General features: G+C 70.6%; 14 protein-coding genes. 12 read left to right on the top strand and 2 right to left on the bottom strand.

Annotated features, from left to right (window positions below; genetic code table 11):
• Window positions 1–104 precede the first annotated feature (104 nt).
• The 8 genes from J2Z79_RS15010 to J2Z79_RS18585 all read left to right on the top strand — a co-directional run bounded on the left by J2Z79_RS15010 (window position 105) and on the right by J2Z79_RS18585 (window position 8746).
• A complete protein-coding gene (locus tag J2Z79_RS15010; protein WP_209467707.1) occupies window positions 105–1316 on the top strand; it encodes a 4Fe-4S binding protein in 1212 nt (403 codons plus the stop codon).
• Window positions 1313–1930 (top strand): TorD/DmsD family molecular chaperone, encoded by a 618-nt coding sequence (locus J2Z79_RS18590; RefSeq protein WP_209467706.1) that lies wholly within the window; start codon window positions 1313–1315, stop codon window positions 1928–1930. The genes J2Z79_RS15010 and J2Z79_RS18590 overlap by 4 nt, the downstream gene beginning before the upstream one ends.
• Window positions 1927–4119 (top strand): molybdopterin-dependent oxidoreductase, encoded by a 2193-nt coding sequence (locus tag J2Z79_RS15000; RefSeq protein ID WP_209467705.1) that lies wholly within the window; start codon window positions 1927–1929, stop codon window positions 4117–4119. The genes J2Z79_RS18590 and J2Z79_RS15000 overlap by 4 nt, the downstream gene beginning before the upstream one ends.
• A gap of 15 nt (window positions 4120–4134) precedes the next feature.
• On the top strand, window positions 4135–4698 hold the full coding sequence (locus tag J2Z79_RS14995; protein ID WP_342589508.1) for a 4Fe-4S dicluster domain-containing protein: 564 nt from the start codon (window positions 4135–4137) through the stop codon (window positions 4696–4698).
• Between the two features lie 3 nt (window positions 4699–4701).
• On the top strand, window positions 4702–5562 hold the full coding sequence (locus tag J2Z79_RS14990; protein ID WP_209467704.1) for a dimethyl sulfoxide reductase anchor subunit family protein: 861 nt from the start codon (window positions 4702–4704) through the stop codon (window positions 5560–5562).
• A 220-nt stretch (window positions 5563–5782) separates the two neighbouring features.
• On the top strand, window positions 5783–7528 hold the full coding sequence (locus J2Z79_RS14985) for a PAS domain-containing sensor histidine kinase (RefSeq protein ID WP_209467703.1): 1746 nt from the start codon (window positions 5783–5785) through the stop codon (window positions 7526–7528).
• Window positions 7497–8159: a response regulator gene (locus J2Z79_RS14980; RefSeq protein ID WP_245302824.1), complete on the top strand. Its 663-nt coding sequence runs from the start codon at window positions 7497–7499 to the stop codon at window positions 8157–8159. Before J2Z79_RS14985 ends, J2Z79_RS14980 begins: the two co-directional genes overlap by 32 nt.
• Before the next feature lie 38 nt (window positions 8160–8197).
• Entirely contained in the window at window positions 8198–8746 is a 549-nt protein-coding gene (locus J2Z79_RS18585) for a PCYCGC motif-containing (lipo)protein (protein WP_342589507.1), read from the top strand.
• Between the two features lie 168 nt (window positions 8747–8914).
• On the opposite strand, the gene J2Z79_RS14965 is transcribed toward J2Z79_RS18585, so the two are convergent.
• Both J2Z79_RS14965 and J2Z79_RS19205 read right to left on the bottom strand, forming a co-directional pair.
• Window positions 8915–10141 carry an ABC transporter permease gene (locus J2Z79_RS14965; RefSeq protein WP_209467700.1) on the bottom strand — a complete coding sequence of 409 codons (1227 nt, stop codon included), beginning with the start codon at window positions 10139–10141 and terminating at the stop codon, window positions 8915–8917.
• Window positions 10134–11036 (bottom strand): ABC transporter ATP-binding protein, encoded by a 903-nt coding sequence (locus tag J2Z79_RS19205; protein ID WP_209467699.1) that lies wholly within the window; start codon window positions 11034–11036, stop codon window positions 10134–10136. The genes J2Z79_RS14965 and J2Z79_RS19205 overlap by 8 nt, the downstream gene beginning before the upstream one ends.
• A 269-nt stretch (window positions 11037–11305) precedes the next feature.
• On the opposite strand from J2Z79_RS19205, the gene J2Z79_RS14955 reads away from it, so the two are divergent.
• The 4 genes from J2Z79_RS14955 (at window position 11306) to J2Z79_RS14940 (ending at window position 17361) form a co-directional block, all read left to right on the top strand.
• Complete coding sequence (locus J2Z79_RS14955; protein ID WP_209467698.1) at window positions 11306–12208, top strand: ArsR/SmtB family transcription factor; 903 nt, start codon at window positions 11306–11308, stop codon at window positions 12206–12208.
• Entirely contained in the window at window positions 12205–12795 is a 591-nt protein-coding gene (locus J2Z79_RS14950; protein WP_209467697.1) for a P-loop NTPase family protein, read from the top strand. Before J2Z79_RS14955 ends, J2Z79_RS14950 begins: the two co-directional genes overlap by 4 nt.
• A gap of 15 nt (window positions 12796–12810) precedes the next feature.
• Entirely contained in the window at window positions 12811–14277 is a 1467-nt protein-coding gene (locus tag J2Z79_RS14945) for a DUF4153 domain-containing protein (RefSeq protein ID WP_209467696.1), read from the top strand.
• A 420-nt stretch (window positions 14278–14697) separates the two neighbouring features.
• On the top strand, window positions 14698–17361 hold the full coding sequence (locus J2Z79_RS14940) for a cation-translocating P-type ATPase (protein WP_209467695.1): 2664 nt from the start codon (window positions 14698–14700) through the stop codon (window positions 17359–17361).
• Window positions 17362–17410: the final 49 nt, after the last annotated feature.

The following is a 17410-nucleotide window of genomic DNA, read 5'->3' as shown; positions in this document are numbered from 1 at the left end:
TCGGCGCCTTGTTTCGCCGGCCGCAAAATCCGCCCGATAGGGTGATACCGTCACCTGCGCTCCCTCCGTTATTGTGAAACTAGCCGCAAGGGGGGAGATCACGGATGGTCGAACTCGACCGGCTGGCCGATGCCCTGGCGGAGATCCGGACGGTGCAGATCGACCGTCAGCGCTGCCTGCGATGCCGCTCGCCCCGTTCCATCTGCTCCGCCTGCGCAGTGGTCTGCCCCGAGGGCGCCATCTCCCCGGAGCGGCTGCCGGAGGCGGCCGAGTGCTCCGGCTGCGGCCTCTGCGCCGCTGCATGCCCGGCCGACGCCATCGTGCTGGACAACCCGTCGGACCAGGAGCTGCTGCGCCGCTTCGCCCGGGCCGCCCGCGGGAGGCAGACGCTCACCGTCGCGTGCGCCCGAGCGACGCCGCCGGCCGGGTCCGACCCCGTGACCGTGCGCTGCCTCGGCCGGCTGGGCCCCGAGCTGCTGCTGGCGGCTGCCGCATGCGGCGCCGGGCGGATCCGGCTGTGGGTTCCGGACGGGGGCTGCGGCCCGTGCCCCAGCAAGGCGGGCGCCGCCATGCTGCAGTCCGCTGCGGCCGAGGCCCGGCGGGTGCTCGCCGGCCTGCTCCACCCCTGCGAAATCGAGGTGGCTGACGCTTCCGCAGTCGCCGAACACACGGTATCCGGCCCAAACTTCGGCCTGCACCGGCATCCAAATTCTGGCCCGGACCAGCGCCCGGAACGGCCGCGGGTGGACCTGCCCCCGAACAGCGAGCGCCGCGCCTTCCTCCGCTCCGCCCTGGGGCTTCTGCGGCAGGCGCTGCCTGCACCCGCGGCTGCCCAGGCGCCCGAACCCTTCACGCCCAGCGCCTCCCGCCGGCGGGAACTCCTCCTCTGGGCCCTGGAGCGCCTTGAAGGCGAGGCGGGTGCGCCGCCGGACGGCCTCGCCTGGGGCCCGGCCGCCGTCTACCTGACGGGCACGTGCCACCGCTGCGACGTCTGCGTCCGGCTCTGCCCGAACGGCGCCATGCGGCTGGACGAGGGCGGCCTGGCGCTCTTCCACCGGCGCTGCCACGCCTGCGGCCTCTGCACCCAGGTCTGCCCCACCGGGGCGCTCTCGCTGGGCGCGCCCAGGCCCCTCTCCTTCCTGCGCAGCGCCGCCCCCGACCCGCTGGGCGCGCCACAGGTGCTCCGCTGCACCGCCTGCGGCCGGGAGGAGCAGGTGGTGGTCGCCTCAGCCACCGCCAAGGCCGCCGGCCGCCGCTGCCTCGCCTGCACCCTGCGCCGCCCCCAACCTGCGAACCCGGAGGTGACCGGACCGTGAGCCAGGCGCACATCACCCTCGCCGAGGTCCGCCTCGCCCTCTTCCAGCTCCTGCAGGCCGCCTATGCGGTCCCGGCCACCCCCGAGCTGGCCGGGGCGCTGGCCGAGGTGGCCGCCGCCTACGGCGAGGCGCTCGGCTGCGCACTCCCGCAGCTGGCGCCCCTGGAGCCGGGCCCCGACCTGGCTGAGTTCCACCGCCTCTTCGTCGGCCCGGAGCGGCTGGTCGCCCCGCCTTACGAGTCGGTCTACGTGAGTCCCGAGCCCGCGCTGATGCAGGAGGCGACCTTCGCCGTCCGGTCCTTCTACCGGAGACACGGGCTCACCCTCGGGCCGGAGCGGAACGAGCCCGACGACCACATCGCCTTCGAGCTGGAGTTCTACGCCCGCCTGCAGGCCGGAGCGCTTGCGGGCGCCGGCGAGGATCTGATCGAGCCCCAGCGCCGGTTCCTGACGGAGCATCTGGCCCGGTGGGTTCCCGCGTTCTGCGGCCGCATCGCGGAGGGCTCCCGGTCCCCCTTCTACCGGTCGCTGGCTGCCCTCACCCGAGCCGTCATCCAGCTGGATGCCGAGCATCTCAACCCCGCCGCCCACGCAAAGGAGGAGAGCACCGCATGAAGGTATCCCGCCGCACCCTGATCAAGGCGGGGGCCCTGGCCGGAGCCGCCGCCGCCCTGAGCGGCTGCACGGCGCAGCCCATGAGCTCCACCACCGCCGGCCAGGCGCCGGACACCAGGACCTTCCGCACCGCCTGCCCCCGCAACTGCTTCGACACCTGCGGCCAGATCGCCACCGTGCAGAACGGCGTGCTCCGCAAGGTGGATGGCGACCCGCTGCACGGCTACACCCAGGGGCGGCTCTGTCTGAAGGGCTACACCTACGTGCACCGCAACTACTCGCCCGACCGCATCAAGTACCCGATGATCCAGGAGCCCCGGGGCTCGGGCAACTGGCGCCGCATTTCCTGGGACGAGGCGCTGACCATCATCGCCAGCAAGATCCTGGAGCTGAAGCAGCGTTACGGCTCCACGCTGCCGGTGGCGCTCAACAAGTACTCGGGCAACTTCGGCATCCTCCACTACGCCGTGGAGGGGATGTTCCAGTCGATCGGTTACCACACTTACGCCCTGGGCACCCCCTGCTGGCCGGCCGGCATCGACGCGACCAACTACGACTTCGGCGCCTTCGTGATGGACGACCCCGAGACCATGGCGCAGTCCCGGTACATCATCATCTGGGGCGCCAACCCGGCCTGGAACGGCGTCCACCAGATGGACTTCATCCGGCAGGCCAAGGAGAGCGGCGCCAAGGTCGTCGTGATCGACCCGATCAACACCGCCACCGCCTCCCAGGCCGACCTCTTCATCCAGATCAAGCCTGCCACCGACGGCGCCCTGGCCCTGGGCATGGCCCGGTGGATCATCGACAACAACCTGCACGACAAGGCGTACCTGAACAGCTACGTCAAGGGCTGGCCCGAGTTCGAGGCCTACCTGAAGAAGGAGGTCACCCTCGAGTGGGCGTCCGAGGTGACCGGCGTCCCGGTGGAGGCCATCGTGGAGCTGGCCAGCGGTTACGCCACCATCCGCCCCTCCATGATCTGGATCGGCTACGGCATGCAGCGGCACACCAACGGCGGCCAGAACGTGCGGGCGATCGACGCCCTGGGGGCGATCACCGGCCAGATCGGCACGGTGGGCGGCGGCGTGCTCTACGGCCACCTGGCCACCTGGGGCTTCAACTACCACGTGCAGTCCTACGGGCCGCCCGCGGGCTCGGTGGGCCTGCCTGACGGCAAGGGCGGCTACACCAACCGCACGGTCAACATGAACAACTTCGCGGCCGAGATCCAGGCCCTCACGGACCCGCCGGTCAAGATGCTCTGGATCGCCTGCCGCAACCCGGGCTCCCAGGACCCCGACGCGGGCGACATCCGCCGGGCGTTCGCCGGCATGGAGCTCGTCGTCGTGGCCGACCAGTTCATGAACCACTCGGCGCAGATGGCCGACATCGTGCTGCCGGTCACCACCCACTTCGAGAACTGGGACGTGAACGTCTCGTACTGGCACCGCTGGGTCTCCATCAACGAGAAGGCCGTCGAGCCGCTCTTCGAGGCCAGGAGCGACCTGCAGATCGCCTGGGCCCTCTCCAGGAAGCTGAACGAGCTCTCCCCCGGCTCCTGCACCTTCCCCACCGAGGGCGACGAGGAGGAGTGGGTCGGCAAGGAGTTCAACGACGGGATTTACCAGCTCTTCGGCATCCGCGACTGGCGCGAGCTGAAGGAGCGGCCCGCCAAGGCGCTCATGCCCGCCGCCATCTGGGAGGAGAAGAAGTTCAGCACGCCTTCGGGCAAGTTCGAGATCTGGTCCGACCTGGCGGCCGGCAACGGCCTGCCCCCCATGCCCACCTACGTGCCCGAGATGCAGCCGCCGGCAGGCTACCCGATCCGGTTCCTGACGCCCCACGCCCAGCACTCGCTGCACTCGCAGTTCCAGAACCTCGACTACATGATGCAGACCAACCCCGAGCCCCTGCTGGAGATCCACCCCCGGCTGGCCGAGCAGCGGGGCATCAAGGACGGCGACATGGTCCGGGTCTACAACGACCTGGGCGAGGTGCGGCTGAAGGCCCGGCTCACCCGCACGGTACCGGTCGACACGGTGGTGGCCTACGAGGCCTGGTTCAAGGACTCGGACTTCAACGTGAACAACACCGTCCACCCGATCCCGGCCGACATGGGCAAGGTGATGACGGGCAACGACGGCATCGCCTTCCACGACAACTTCGTCGAGATCGAGCGGGTGTAAAGGAGGGAGCAGCCCGTGCCCAAGAGACAGCTGGGTTTCCACCACAACATGGACCTCTGCATCGGCTGCAAGGCCTGCCAGATGGCGTGCAAGAACGAGTACGGCCTGGAGGCGGAGGTCAACTGGCGCCGGGTCTACCCCTTCCGTGAGGACCCCGCCCAGCCCGAGCGCAACTTCATCTCGGTGGCATGCAACCACTGCGAGGACCCCGAGTGTGCGCGGGTCTGCCCCGTGGGCGCCTACACCAAGCGGGAGGACGGCATCGTGGTCCAGGACCACGACAAGTGCATCGGCTGCCGCCTCTGCACGATGGCCTGCCCCTACGGCGCCGCCCGCTACTCGCCCACCGAGCGGAAGGCCTCCAAGTGCCAGCTCTGCAAGGACCGGCTCGATGCGGCGCAGCAGCCCGCCTGCGTGGCCGCCTGCCCGATGTCGGCGCTGAAGCTGATCGACCTCAGCACCTTCGACGAGCCCCGGGCGGTCCGCTCGGTGCCGGGGTTCCCCAACAGCGACATCACCAACCCCTCGATCCGCTTCACCCCGCCGGTGGCCAGCCGGCAGTACAGGAGGGAGAGCTAAGCCATGGAGATGGAGTGGACCTCGCTCACCCTGTTCACGGTTCTCTCGGAGACGGCGGTCGGGCTGGCAGTGCTCTACACGCTCTTCGGGTTCACGCCCTCCGCTCGCCAGAAGCCCGATGCCTACAATCGGCTCGCCCGGCCGGCCATGCTCACCGCCTGGCTCGCCACCGGCGCCGCCATGCTCCTCTCGCTCACGCACCTCGGCCATCCCCAGTTCGCCTTCCGGGCCCTGGGCGGCCTTCCCTCCTCGTGGCTGAGCTGGGAGGTGCTGCTGACCAGCCTCTTCGCCCTGGGCGCGCTGCTGCTCTGGTGGCAGTCCCGCACCGGGCAGGCGCCCCGCTGGGCGCCGGTCCTCGTGAGCGCCGTCGGGCTGGCGTCGGTCATCGCCTCGGGCATGATCTACGTCCTGCCCTCCCTGCCGGCCAATGCGGGCGGCTTCCCGGTCCTCCTCTTCCTGGCCACCACGCTCACCACCGGCGGCGCCGCCCTGCTGGCCCTGCTCTCCGTCACCGAGGCGGGCCGCGCCTTCGCCCCCGAGTGGCTGGTTGAGCTGGCCCTCTTCACCGCAGGGGCGGTCCTGCTCACCGGGCTCCTCACCTTCGCCCACACCGGCGCCGCGGCCACGGGACTTCCCGAGGCCCGCGCCCAGGCCGGGGCCATGACGGGCTCCGCCTGGTACCTCGTCCGCCTGCTGGTGGGCCTGGCCATGCCGGCCATCCTGCTCCTCTGGCAGGCCTGGCGCCCACGGCTGAGCCGGGCGGCGCTGCTCCTGCCCGTCGCCCTGCTGGTGGCCGGCGAGCTCACCGGGCGGCTGCTCTTCTTCGCCAGCTCGACGTTCACCGGCATCAACACCGGGCTCTAGGGCAAATCAACCGGGGAGGGGGCACGGCCCCCTCCCCGTCGCTTGCTGAGTTCAGTCCGCGCGCCGGGCGCTCGCCGCGAACCCGTCTGCATCCGCTGGCTCATCACCCTCGCCGTCCCTTTGGGCTACGCATTAGTTAGAGGTTACAACTGATTGTACGTTTATGCGGCTTTGTGTCATGGTAACAGAAACTCGGGTTCGCGGGCCGGGAGGTGAGCGGATGGAGATGCGCCGCATGCGGCCGGCGGTGACCGCCATCTCCGCGGGCGCCGTGTTGATCGTCGAGGTGCTGCGCCGGTCCGGGCATCTGCAGGAGAGCTGGATCTGGACGGCCGTCCTGGTCGCCGGCGTCGTGCTCTTCACGCACATGGTCTTCAACCGGCTGGAGGCCCTCGGCCGCACCCTGGACCTGCAGCAGCAGCGCATGGAGCGGCTCTTCTCTTCCACGGCGGTTGGCATCGTGCTGGTGGGGCAGGGCTGCCGGATCCTGCGCGCCAATCCGGCGGCCTGCCGGCTCACCGAATACGCTGCGGCCGATCTCGAGGGGAAGAAGGTCTGCTCCGACCTGTTCACCCGCGACAGCGCCGGCCAGCCGATCTGCTTCTCCCAGTGCCTCGGCATGGTGGCCCGGGGCGACACCAGCCAGATGCGCAACATGAGCCTGCGCACCCGCAGCGGCCGCGAGGTGGCCGTTGCGGTCTCGGTGACGGCGCTCTCGGCCGACGAGTTCTACCTGCTGTTCTGGGACGTCAGCGAGCGCACCCGCCTGGAGCGGGAGCTGGCCCTCCGGCGGCGCCAGGTGGAGTCGCTCTACCAGGTGGGCCGGGAGCTGGCCGCGGTGGGCGACCTGGACCGGAACCTGGAGCGCCTGCTGGAGAAGGCCCGGGGCGTCATGGAGGCCGATGTGGCCGGCTGGGGCACCCTGCACGAGGGGACGCTGGAGCTCACCTGGCAGGTGGTCGTCGGGCCGGATGCCGCCGGCGCCCTCCCGCCGCTGCCGCTGGCGGGCAGCGTAGTCGGGCGGCTCCTGGTCGCCGGGCGTCCCTACGTCACCCAGGACATCCGGGCCGACGTGGCGGCCAACGGGGAGGCAGCGGCCGCGGTGGGGCGGCTGGGGCTCAAGGCGGCCCTGGCGGTGCCGATGCGGGTGCACGACCGGCAGTACGGCGTGCTCTTCGTGGGCCACCGGCGCCGGGTGCGGATGAATGACGAGGACCTGATGCTGCTCTCCAACCTGGCCAGCCACCTCTCCATCGCGGTGGAGAACGTAGACCTGCTGGCCCGCATGCGGCACCTGGCCGCGCTGGAGGAGCGGCAGCGGCTGGCCCGGGAGATGCACGACTCCTTCGGCCAGACCCTCACCCTCTTCGGCGTGCGCCTCCACCTGATGGAGGGCATGGCCAGGGTGGGCCAGACCGAGGAGCTGCTCAGCGAGATCGTCGACCTGCGGGCGGTGCTGAAGGAGTCGCACCAGGACGTGCGGCGGTCGATCTTCCAGCTCAAGGAGAGCGGCCCGCCGCTCGCCCCGCTCTGGGAGCGCTGGGCCGAGCATCTGCGCCTCTTCCAGGAGCAGACCGGCATCCGGGTGGAGATGACGGGCCGGGATGCGGTGCCCGCCCACCTGCCTGACCGCGTGGAGTCGCAGCTGACCCGGGTGGTGCAGGAGGCCCTGAACAACGTGCGGAACCACTCCGGCGCCCGTACGGTCTCGTTCAACGCCTGGCGCGACGGCCACTCCCTGGTGCTGGCCATCCGGGACGACGGCTGCGGGTTCGAGCTGGAGAAGACCCCGGGGCCGGCGCAGTTCCACTTCGGGCTGGGCATCATGCGGGAACGGATGGAGTCGGTGCAGGGGCGGCTCGAGATCACGTCGGAGCTCGGCAGGGGGACGACGGTGAAGTTCGCCGTGCCGGTGGCGGAAGGAGGGAGCAACCATGTCGCAGATCAAGGTGCTGTTGGCCGATGACCACACCCTGGTCCGGAAGGGTATCGCCCGGCTCCTGGCCACACAGCCGGACATCGCCGTGGTCGGTGAGGCGGCCGACGGCCTCGAGGCCGAGGCGCTGGCGGGGGAGCTCAGGCCGGACGTGATCCTGCTGGACCTGGAGATGCCCCGCTGCTCCGGCCTGGAGGCGATCCCGCGCATCCACCAGCGGATGCCGGATGCGGCGATCGTCGTGCTCACCTACTCCGACGACGGTGACGACCTGCTGGAGGCGCTGAAGCGCGGCGCCCAGGGCTACCTGCTGAAGGACCTGGAGCCCGAGGCGCTCTTCGGAGCCGTGCGGGGCGCCGCCCGGGGCGAGGCCCCCATCGCCGGCGCCATGGCGACCAAGGTCCTGCAGGAGCTCCGCCCGCGTCCGGAGGAGGATCCCTCCCCCTCCGCAGCCGACGAGGGCCCGAAGCTCTCGGCCCGGGAGCTGGAGGTGCTGGAGCGCTGTGCCGCCGGCGCGACCAACCGGGAGATCGCCGAGGCGCTGTTCATCTCCGAGAACACGGTGAAGCACCATCTGAAATCGATCCTGGCGAAGCTGCAGATGCAGAACCGGGCGCAGGCGGTGGCCTGGGCCGTGCGGGAGGGGCTCATCCGCCCCTGACAGCGGCCTTCACACTTTCTCCACACTCTCCGGTGAGAATGGAGAGCGACAGATCAGCGAAACGGGGGATGCAGATGGCCACGGAGCAGCGGAAGTTGCGACGGAAGTGGAAGGGGTGGCACCTGGCGGCGCTGCTCCTGATGCTGGTGGCGCTTGCGGGCCTGGCCGCCGGCTGCGGCGGCGGCGGATCCGGCAAGGGTTCGACCACCCAGGTGGCCGACAAGCTGCCGGAGGACTTCCCGGCGGAGCCGGCGTGGTTCAAGGGGATGCCGAAGCAGTACAGGGAGGCCTACATCTGGGCCGCGTACCACCACGAGGAGCTGCAGTACATCCCCTGCTACTGCGGCTGCGGCGAGATGCACGGCGGCAACTCGGCCTGCTACTACCAGCGGGACGCCCAGGGCAAGGTCATCGCCTTCGACCGCCACGCGTCTGCCTGACAGATCTGCGTTGACATCACGCGTGACGTGATGGCGGGGCTCGAGGACGGCAAGTCGCTGTACGAGATTCGGCTGGAGATCGACAGGAAGTACCAGGCACAGGGGTTGGAGCCCACGCCCACCCCCATGCCGCCCAAGGATCGGTAGCAGAACAGCGCACCCTCGCCGGGTGCGCTGTTTCGTCTGTCCGCGGTGTTTGCGCGTCTCACCGGGTACGCCCCCTCACACCGCTCGTTGCGCGTGCTCGTGGCGGCCGGGGCGCTGGCTCCGACCGCGTCGCGCGCTCCGGCCGTGACGCTCGCCCGCTGCCGCCGCCTATCCCGTCCGCAGGTACTGCCACAGCTGCTTCAGGGTGGGCCGGGTGCCGAAGGTGAGCAGGGCGGCCCGGTAGATCCTGCCGCTGGCCCAGGCCAGCAGGCCGGTGGTGGCAACGAGCACCGCCAGGGAGATCACGACCTGCACGGCGGGCACCTCGGCCAGCATCACCCGGAGCAGCATGACGGTCGGCGTCCAGATCGGGACGAGGGAGAGCACCGTGGCCAGGGTGCCGTTGGGCGCGCTCATCACCGGGGTGATGAAGAACATCGGCAGCATCATCAGGAGCAGCACCGGGGAGACCACGGTCTGGCTGTCCTCCATGCGGCTGACGGTGGCGCCCAGGGCCGCCAGCACCGAGGAGCTCATGGCGTAGCTCAGCACGATGAAGGCCATGATCAGCAATGCCACCTGAGGCGTGATGGACCCCACCGGCACATCCATGGCCCTGGCGCTCAGGATGTTGCCGGCCAGCCAGGCGGCCATCATGCCCGCGTACTGGACGACGCCCAGCAGGCCGAGGCCGAGGATCTTGCCCACCATCATCTCGGTGGGCCGCACCGCCGCGGCCATCACCTCCACCACCCGGGAGACCTTCTCCTCCAGCACCCCCTGGAAGACGAACTGGCTGTTGATGACGGTGATCAGGTAGACCGACATGACGGCGCCCATGGCCAGGAAGATGCTGCCCATGAACTCGTTGGCGGTGCGCTCCTCCCGCGCCGTGAGCTGGCGCGTCTCGATTGTCAGCGGCTGCAGCACCTCCACGGCCACCTCGGGAGGCAGTCCCCGCTCGTTCAGGCGGGCCGCCCGGACATGCTGCTGCAGCAGTTCGAGGACCAGGTGGGCGTCGCTCAGGTCGCCCATGCTGGTGTAGAGGTACCGCGCGTGCAGGCCGCCGGGATAGGTGCCCTCGATGATCAGCACGGCCGCGTTCTGGGCGCGTGCCTCCGCCATGATGCGCTCCTCGTCCCCTTCGCCCGGCATGAGCGATACGTTCCGGCTGCCGCCCCGCAGCCGGGCCACCGCGTCTTCGAGGGGCGGGTACACCTTGCCCGTGCGGTCCAGCACGATGACCGTCAGGGGCTCGGAGGAGCCCTGCATCAGGACCGGGATCAGGGTCGCGCCCAGAAGGGCGACCATCATGATGAGGGTGGAGAAGATGAAGGCCCCGGACCTGATCCGGCTCAGGAACTCCCGCCGGGTGACGAGCCAGAGGTTACGCATCCGCCCCACCTACCTTTTCAATGTAGATCTCCCGCAGCGACGGCTCGCCCAGCGACCACTCGGTCACCGTGCCGGCCGCCATCGCCCGGGCCAGCAGGCGGTTGGGGTCAAGCCCGTCGGGGATGGAGATCTCGATCGCCCCGGCGGCGGCCGACTGGGTGCGCAATCCGGGGAACTCCCGCAGGAAGCCGTAGTCCCCCGACTCGAGCCGGAGCCGGACCGTCTGCCGCCGGGCGGCCCGCTTCACGTCGCGCAGGGAGCCGGACAGCACCACCCGCGAGCGGTGCATGAGCACCACGTCGTCGCACAGGGCCTCCACCTGGTCCATGTTGTGGGACGAGAAGAGGATGGTCGTGCCCTCGCCGGCCAGGGTCCGGAAGGCCTGCTCCATGACCATGGTGTTCACGGGGTCGAGGCCGGTGAAGGGCTCGTCGAGGATGCACAGCTCAGGGCCGCTGGCTGCGGCCGCCGCAAACTGGACCTTCTGCTGATTGCCCTTGGAGAGCTGCTCCACCTTCCGCAGGGCGTACTCGCCCAGATCCAGCCTGTCTATCCACAGGTCCGCCCGCCGGGCGGCCTCGGACCGGGTGAGCCCCTTCAGCTGCGTGAGGTAGATGAGCTGCTCCCGCACCTGCATCTTGGGGTAGAGCCCCCGCTCCTCCGGCAGGTAGCCGAAGCCGGCCCGCACCGCGTCCGTGACGGGCCTGCCCTGCCACCGGATCTCTCCCTGGTCGGGCAGGAAGATGCGCATGATCATCCGCATCGTGGTCGTCTTGCCGGCGCCGTTGGAGCCCAGCAGCCCACAGACCCGCCCCGCCGGAACCGTGAAGGAGACGTCCTGCACCGCCTTCACCGGACCGAACGCCTTGGATACGCGCTGTACCGCGAGCGTCACGGTATCCCCCCAATGACTTGAAGTTGAATCCCAATAGAAGACGGAACAGCGGGCCGAGTATGTTCACGCCTTTCTGGGCGACCTGTACACCGATTTGAGCGCCGATCTCGACGCCAATCTGGGCGCCGATCCATAGAACCGCCACGCGCAGATCCCCTTCACGAGGGGTGCCCTCGGAACCGAGGTACCCGACAATCTCTCACTTGACTCTTCATACAACCAATGCTACATTTGACTTGCACGGAGACGCAATTATCGAGGTGAGCCCCATGACCGATCGCGACCGGCTCAGGCAGCTGATCCAGTTCCGCTACTCGCCCCTGCTGGACCTGGCGCTCTCGCTGCTGGTCATCCAGAACCCCGAGCGGTTCGGCCCCCCGGCCCCGTGGGAGAAACGGGTGCTGGACCGGCTGCCCGAGGGGCTGCTGGACCGGCTGCACGCCCACGGCCAGCGCACCGACCTCTTCGCCCTCGCGCTGGAGCTGGAGGACACGACATCGCTCCCCACGCCGGACGCCCTGCGGCGCCTGGGCGACCGGGATCCCGAGCTGGCGGCGGACCTGCTCGCCTTCTGGGAAGCGGTCTCGCCGGAGATCGGGGCCCGGGTCGGGGTGCTCACCGAATCGCTGCAGCGGGAGGCCGGGCTGCTGGCGCAGACGGATCCCGTCTCGTTCATCACCCGCTTCTCCGACCGCGTCAGCGTCGCGGGCGACGGCGACGCCTTGATCCTCCACTGGGGCAAGGGGATGCGGGTCCCCCTGGAGGACCTCAGCCGGATCCTCTTCGTCCCGTCCGCTTTCAGCCCCCGGCGACTGATGTTCTACCGGCTCGACCGCACGCAGATCTTCTTCTACGACCCGATGCACCGGGCGGCCGGCGAGCCCGAGGAGGCCCCCGAGAGCCTGCTCCTGGGCTTCTCCGCCCTGGCCGACGCCACCCGCTTCAAGCTCCTCCGGCTGATCGCCCGGGAGCGGCTCCCGGCGCAGGAGATGGCGCGGCGCCTGGGGCTCAACGAATCCACCGTCTCCCGCCACCTCCGCCTCCTGGTGGAGGCCGGGCTGGTGGGGCGGGCCGGCCAGGAGGGCAAGTTCATCCTCTACGAACTGGCACCGGAGCGCATCGACCAACTGGCCGCCCAGGCCAGAGCCTACCTGGGGAGGGACCGCGAATGACGGCGTCGACGGTGATCTGGCGTTCACCAACCGCTACCGAACCGTGGAACCAGGAACGGAAGCTCGCTGATCTGGCCGCCCGGGCGCTGGGCCACGGTGGGCGCACCGCGCTCAGCGCGTGGCTTGACGACGGGGACGGCCTGTGGCTCACGGCCCCCGGCGCCGTCGCGTACGTGCACGGCGAGCGGCACGACCTCTGGTGGGAGTTCACCCTCGAGGCGTCCTTCCGCTGGCAGGCCCACCTCTGCCGGATGCGTCCTGAGGTCTACCAGCAGCGGCTGCGCCACCTCACCCGGGCGCTGGGCCTCGAGGGCGTGCTTGGCCGGGAGGTCACCGGCCTCACCCACGGCACCCGTGCGCTGGCGGACCTCGCGGTCGCGCTGCTCCCCTACCCGCGGCTGCTGCTCTGGGAGGAGCCCTTCTACCTGATGAGCCAGGCTGAGGCCGATCGGGCCGTCCGGCTCGTGGAGGCGGAACACGCGGGCGGCATGACGCTCGTGGCGGTGGCCCGGGAGAAGCCCGGCCTGGACGACCTTCCGGCAACCCCGCGCTGGCCGCATGGCCGCAGGCTCCACGCCGCACAGTAAGGAGGCGACCCCGCCATGGACAACACGGGCCGCATGGCCCCCGCCGCAGTGGGACTCGCCCTGCTGCTGGGGATCCTGGGCAACCTTCTCATCATCCACTCCGACGGCATGGGCCTGGGCCCCGCCCTCTGGGTGGCGGCCCTGGTGGCCGGCACGATGGGACTCGCCCGCTGGACCCTCGGCAGGGACGGCCTGCAGGGGGAAGGCCGCTGGCTGCTCATCGGAGCGGTGATCTTCGCCGCCGGCCTCGTCTGGCGGGCCTCGGTCTTCCTGCACTTTCTGGACATCCTGGCCATCGGCCTCTGCCTGGGCCTGGCCGCCCTCACCCTGCGGGGCGGCAGCCTCAGTCGGGCGGGCGTGCTCAGCTACCCCCTCGGGCTCGCCCTTTCCGCCGTCCTCCACGCGATCGGCCCCTTCCTCCTGCTGTTCAACGACGTCCAGTGGAGGGAGCTGCCCAGGAGCGGATGGTCGCGCCATGCCGGCGCCGTGCTGCGGGGCCTGCTGATCGCCGTGCCCCTGCTCGTGGTCTTCGGCGGACTGTTTGCAGCAGCCGACGCCGTCTTTGCGGAGCTCGTGGGGCGCGTGTTCACCTTCGACGGGGAGGCCCTGTTCGAGCACATCTTCGGGACGGCCTTCTTCAGCGCCCTGGCCGCGGGCTTTCTGCGCACCGGCCTGATCCGCGATCCCGAGGAGCTGCCCCGCATGGGGAGCCGGGGCGGAATCAGCCTGGGTGCGGTGGAGACCGGGGTGGTGCTCGGGCTCCTCAACCTGCTCTTCCTCGCCTTCGTGCTGGTGCAGGTGCGCTACCTGTTCGGCGGCGCCGAGCTGGTGCTGGCCTCCGCCCACCTCACCTACGCCGAGTACGCCCGCAGCGGCTTCTTCGAGCTGGTGCAGGTGACCGTGCTGGTGCTGCCCGTACTGCTCGCCCTGCACTGGGCCCTGCCCGTGGAGAACGAGGCGGCGCACCGGCTCTACCGGTGGCTGGGCGTCCCGCTGGTGGGCCTCCTGTTCGTCATCATGGCCTCGGCCATGCAGCGCATGCGGCTCTACGTGGTGGAGTACGGCCTCACCGAGCTCAGGCTCTACACCACCGCCTTCATGCTCTGGATGGCGCTCCTCTTCATCTGGTTCCTGGCGACGGTCATGCGCGGGCAGCGGGACCGCTTCGCCGTAGGCGCGCTGACGGGCGGGCTGGCGGTGCTCCTGGTGCTGCACGCCGTCAACCCCGGCGCCCTGATCGCCCGCACCAACGTGGCGCTGGCGCAGCGGACCGGACGGTTCGACGCCGCCTACGCCGCCTCGCTGGGCCCCGACGCGGTGCCGGTGCTGGTGGGGGCGCTGGACACCCTGCCAGAGGCCGCCCGGCAGGAGTTGGTCAGGGAGCTCGCTCTCCGGTATGACCAGCCCAGCTCGGACTGGCGCGCCTGGAACTGGGGCCGCGCCCGGGCGTACCGGCTGCTCTCCAGTCTGGAGGCGGAGTAGGGGCAGCCGTACCGGGGCCACGGCGACGGGGCCGCGGCGAGAGGCGCGATCGCGAGCGCGGATCCGCGGCTGCGCGGCGGCCAGACCGCCAGGCTCGGCGGATGATGCGGCATGGCGGCCGGATTCGGCGACATGGGTCAACATGACGGCCAGAACCGGCGACGTGGGTCAACCGGCCCGACGGCATCGGCGAGTGGGGGACAAGCGACGGAACGGCGGCGGGGAAGCTACTGCCAGACCTAGTCGAATCCCCGGTGGGGAAGCTACAGAGGAAGCTACACAGGTACCGGCGGAGAGACGGCGACGCCCGGCGAACTTATGGCGCGGGCCGCCGTATCTACCAAGTGAAAGGTACGCGTACCCCCGATTCTCCCGGCAGCACCGCATCCACAGCCGGTCGCGCCAGAAGGAGGCCCTGCGTTGTCACCCACGGATTGGCACACCCTCTCCCCGTCTGAAGCGGCATCCCGGCTTCAGGTCGACCCCGCCCGCGGGCTGACGGCGTCCGAAGCCGCGGAGCGCCTCGGCAAGTACGGCCCCAACCAGCTCGCCGAGGAGAAAAAGCGCGGGCTGGTGGCCGCATTCATCGACCAGTTCCGCGATCCGATGGTCCTCATTCTCCTGGGCGCCAGCCTCCTCGCCCTCATCCTGCGGGAGTACCTGGACGGCGGGGCCATCCTGGCCATCGTCGTCCTCAACGCGGTGCTGGGCCTGGTGCAGGAGTTCAAGGCCGATCAGGCGCTGGAGGCGCTGAAGGAGCTGACGGCCCCGCACTGCAAGGTCCGGCGCGACGGGCGGGTGGTCGAGATCGACACCCGCGAGCTGGTCCCCGGCGACGTGGTGCTCCTGGAGGCCGGCGACCCCGTCCCCGCCGACCTGCGGCTCACCCGGTCGGTGATGCTGCAGATCGACGAGTCGCTGCTGACCGGCGAGTCGGTACCGGTGCACAAGGAGGCCGGCCGCACGCTTGAGGCCGGCGCGCCGCTGGCGGAGCGGGTGAACATGGCCTTCATGTCGACCGCGGTCACCTACGGCCACGCCGAGGGCGTGGTCGTCGGCACCGGCATGGAGACCGAGGTGGGCCGCATCGCCGGCAAGCTCCAGGAGGAGCCGCAGGAGGCGACCCCGCTGCAGAAGCGGCTCTCGCAGTTCAGCCGGCAGCTGGGCGGGGCGATGCTCGTCATCGTCGTGCTGCTGGGCGCCCTCGGCCTCTGGCGGGGCATGCCCTGGCTGGAGGTGCTCATGGTGGCCGTGTCGCTGGCCGTGGCCACCATCCCCGAGGGGCTGCCCGCCGTCACCACCATCGTGCTGGCCCTGGGGATGCAGCGGATGGCCAGGCGGAACGCGGTGATCCGGCGGCTCTCCGCCGTGGAGACGCTGGGATCCGCCACCTACATCTGCTCCGACAAGACCGGCACCCTCACCCAGAACCGGATGACCGTCACCCGCCTCTGGCTCCCCGAGGGGTGGGCCGAACCTGACAAGACCTACACCCTGCGGAGCAGGCCCGGCCAGCTGCTGGCGGCCGGGGCCCTCTGCAGCGACGCGACCCTCGCGGAGGAGGGCGGCGAATTCCGCTCCATCGGCGACCCCACGGAGACGGCGCTGGTGATCGGCGCGGCGAAGGCCGGCCTCGACAAGCGGCAGCTGGAACGGGACTTCCCCCGCGTCGCCGAGGTCCCCTTCTCCTCCGACCGGAAGCGGATGACCACCTTCCACGCCCTGGACGCGGCGGGCGAGGGCTACACCGGCATCGTGAAGGGCGGGCCCGACGTGGTCCTGGCCCGGTGCACCCGCATCCGGCTGGAGAGCGGCACGGCCGAGCTGACCCCCGAACTCCGCGGGGCGGTGGAGGAGGCCAACCGGGAGATGGCCGAGGAGGGAATCCGCGTGCTGGCGGTGGCCTTCACCCCGCCCGCCGTCGACCTGCCCGGGGACCTCGCCTCGCTGGAGCGGGACCTGGAGCTGATCGGCCTCATCGGCATGACCGACCCGGCGCGGCCCGAGAGCGCCGACGCGGTGCGCAGGGCGCACGAGGCCGGCATCCGCACGATGATGATCACCGGCGACCACTCGACCACCGCCCTCGCCATCGCGAAGCAGGTGGGCATCGCGGACGAGGACAGCCGGGTGCTGAGCGGCCCCGAGCTGGAAGAGATGGACGACGCGGAGCTGGACCGGGCCGTGCGGACGGTGCCGGTCTACGCCCGGGTCTCGCCGGAGCACAAGCTGCGCATCGTGGAGTCTCTGCGCCGGCAGGGGCAGGTGGTCGCCATGACCGGCGACGGCGTGAACGACGCTCCGGCGCTGAAGCGGGCAGACATCGGCGTGGCGATGGGCGTGGTGGGCACCGGTGTCGCCCGGGGCGCCGCAGACATGGTGCTGATGGACGACAACTTCGCCACCATCGTCGCCGCCATCGAAGAGGGGCGCACGATCTACGCCAACATCCAGAAGGCCACCTTCTTCCTCCTCTCCGCCAACGTGGGCGAGCTGCTGATCATGACCGTGGCGATGCTGGCCGGCTGGCCGGTGCCGCTGCAGCCGATCCACCTGCTCTGGATCAACCTGATCACGGACTCTCTGCCGGCCATCGCGCTGGGCGTCGAGCCGGCGGAGCAGGGGACCATGCGGCGGAGGCCCCGGGACCCGAAGGAGCCCGTGCTCACCCGCCACCTGCTGACGCTGATGGGCACTCAGGCGGTCTTCCTGACCGCGGTGGTGCTGCTGGCGCTCTTCGCCGGCATGCGGGCCGCCCCCGCCGCTGGGGTCCCGGCCGCTGCCCTGGGCTCCACCTACGCCTTCGCCACCCTCTCCCTCGCCCAGCTCTGGTGGGCGCACGGCTGCCGCAGCACCATCCGGCCCTCGTGGCGGCTCGGCTTCTTCCGCAACCGGGTGGCCTGGGTGGCCACGATCGTCGGCCTCGTGCTGCTGGTCGCCGTGATGACCGTCCCCGGCCTGCAGCCGTTCTTCAAGGTGCAGCCGCTCAGCCTGCAGGGGTGGCTCACCGTCCTGGGCCTGTCGCTGATCCCCGCCCTGCTGATGGAGCCGCTGAAGGCGCTCATGGGGCGGGGGCGGGAGTAATTCTGGGGACTGGACCTGGGGCTCGTCACATGTCGGGGCGGTGCATAGC

It is taken from the genome of Symbiobacterium terraclitae (genome assembly GCF_017874315.1).
Lineage (GTDB): Bacteria > Bacillota > Sulfobacillia > Symbiobacteriales > Symbiobacteriaceae > Symbiobacterium > Symbiobacterium terraclitae.
The sequence above is the reverse complement of the archived record's forward strand: the minus strand, read 5'-3'. Positions and strand labels throughout refer to the sequence as shown.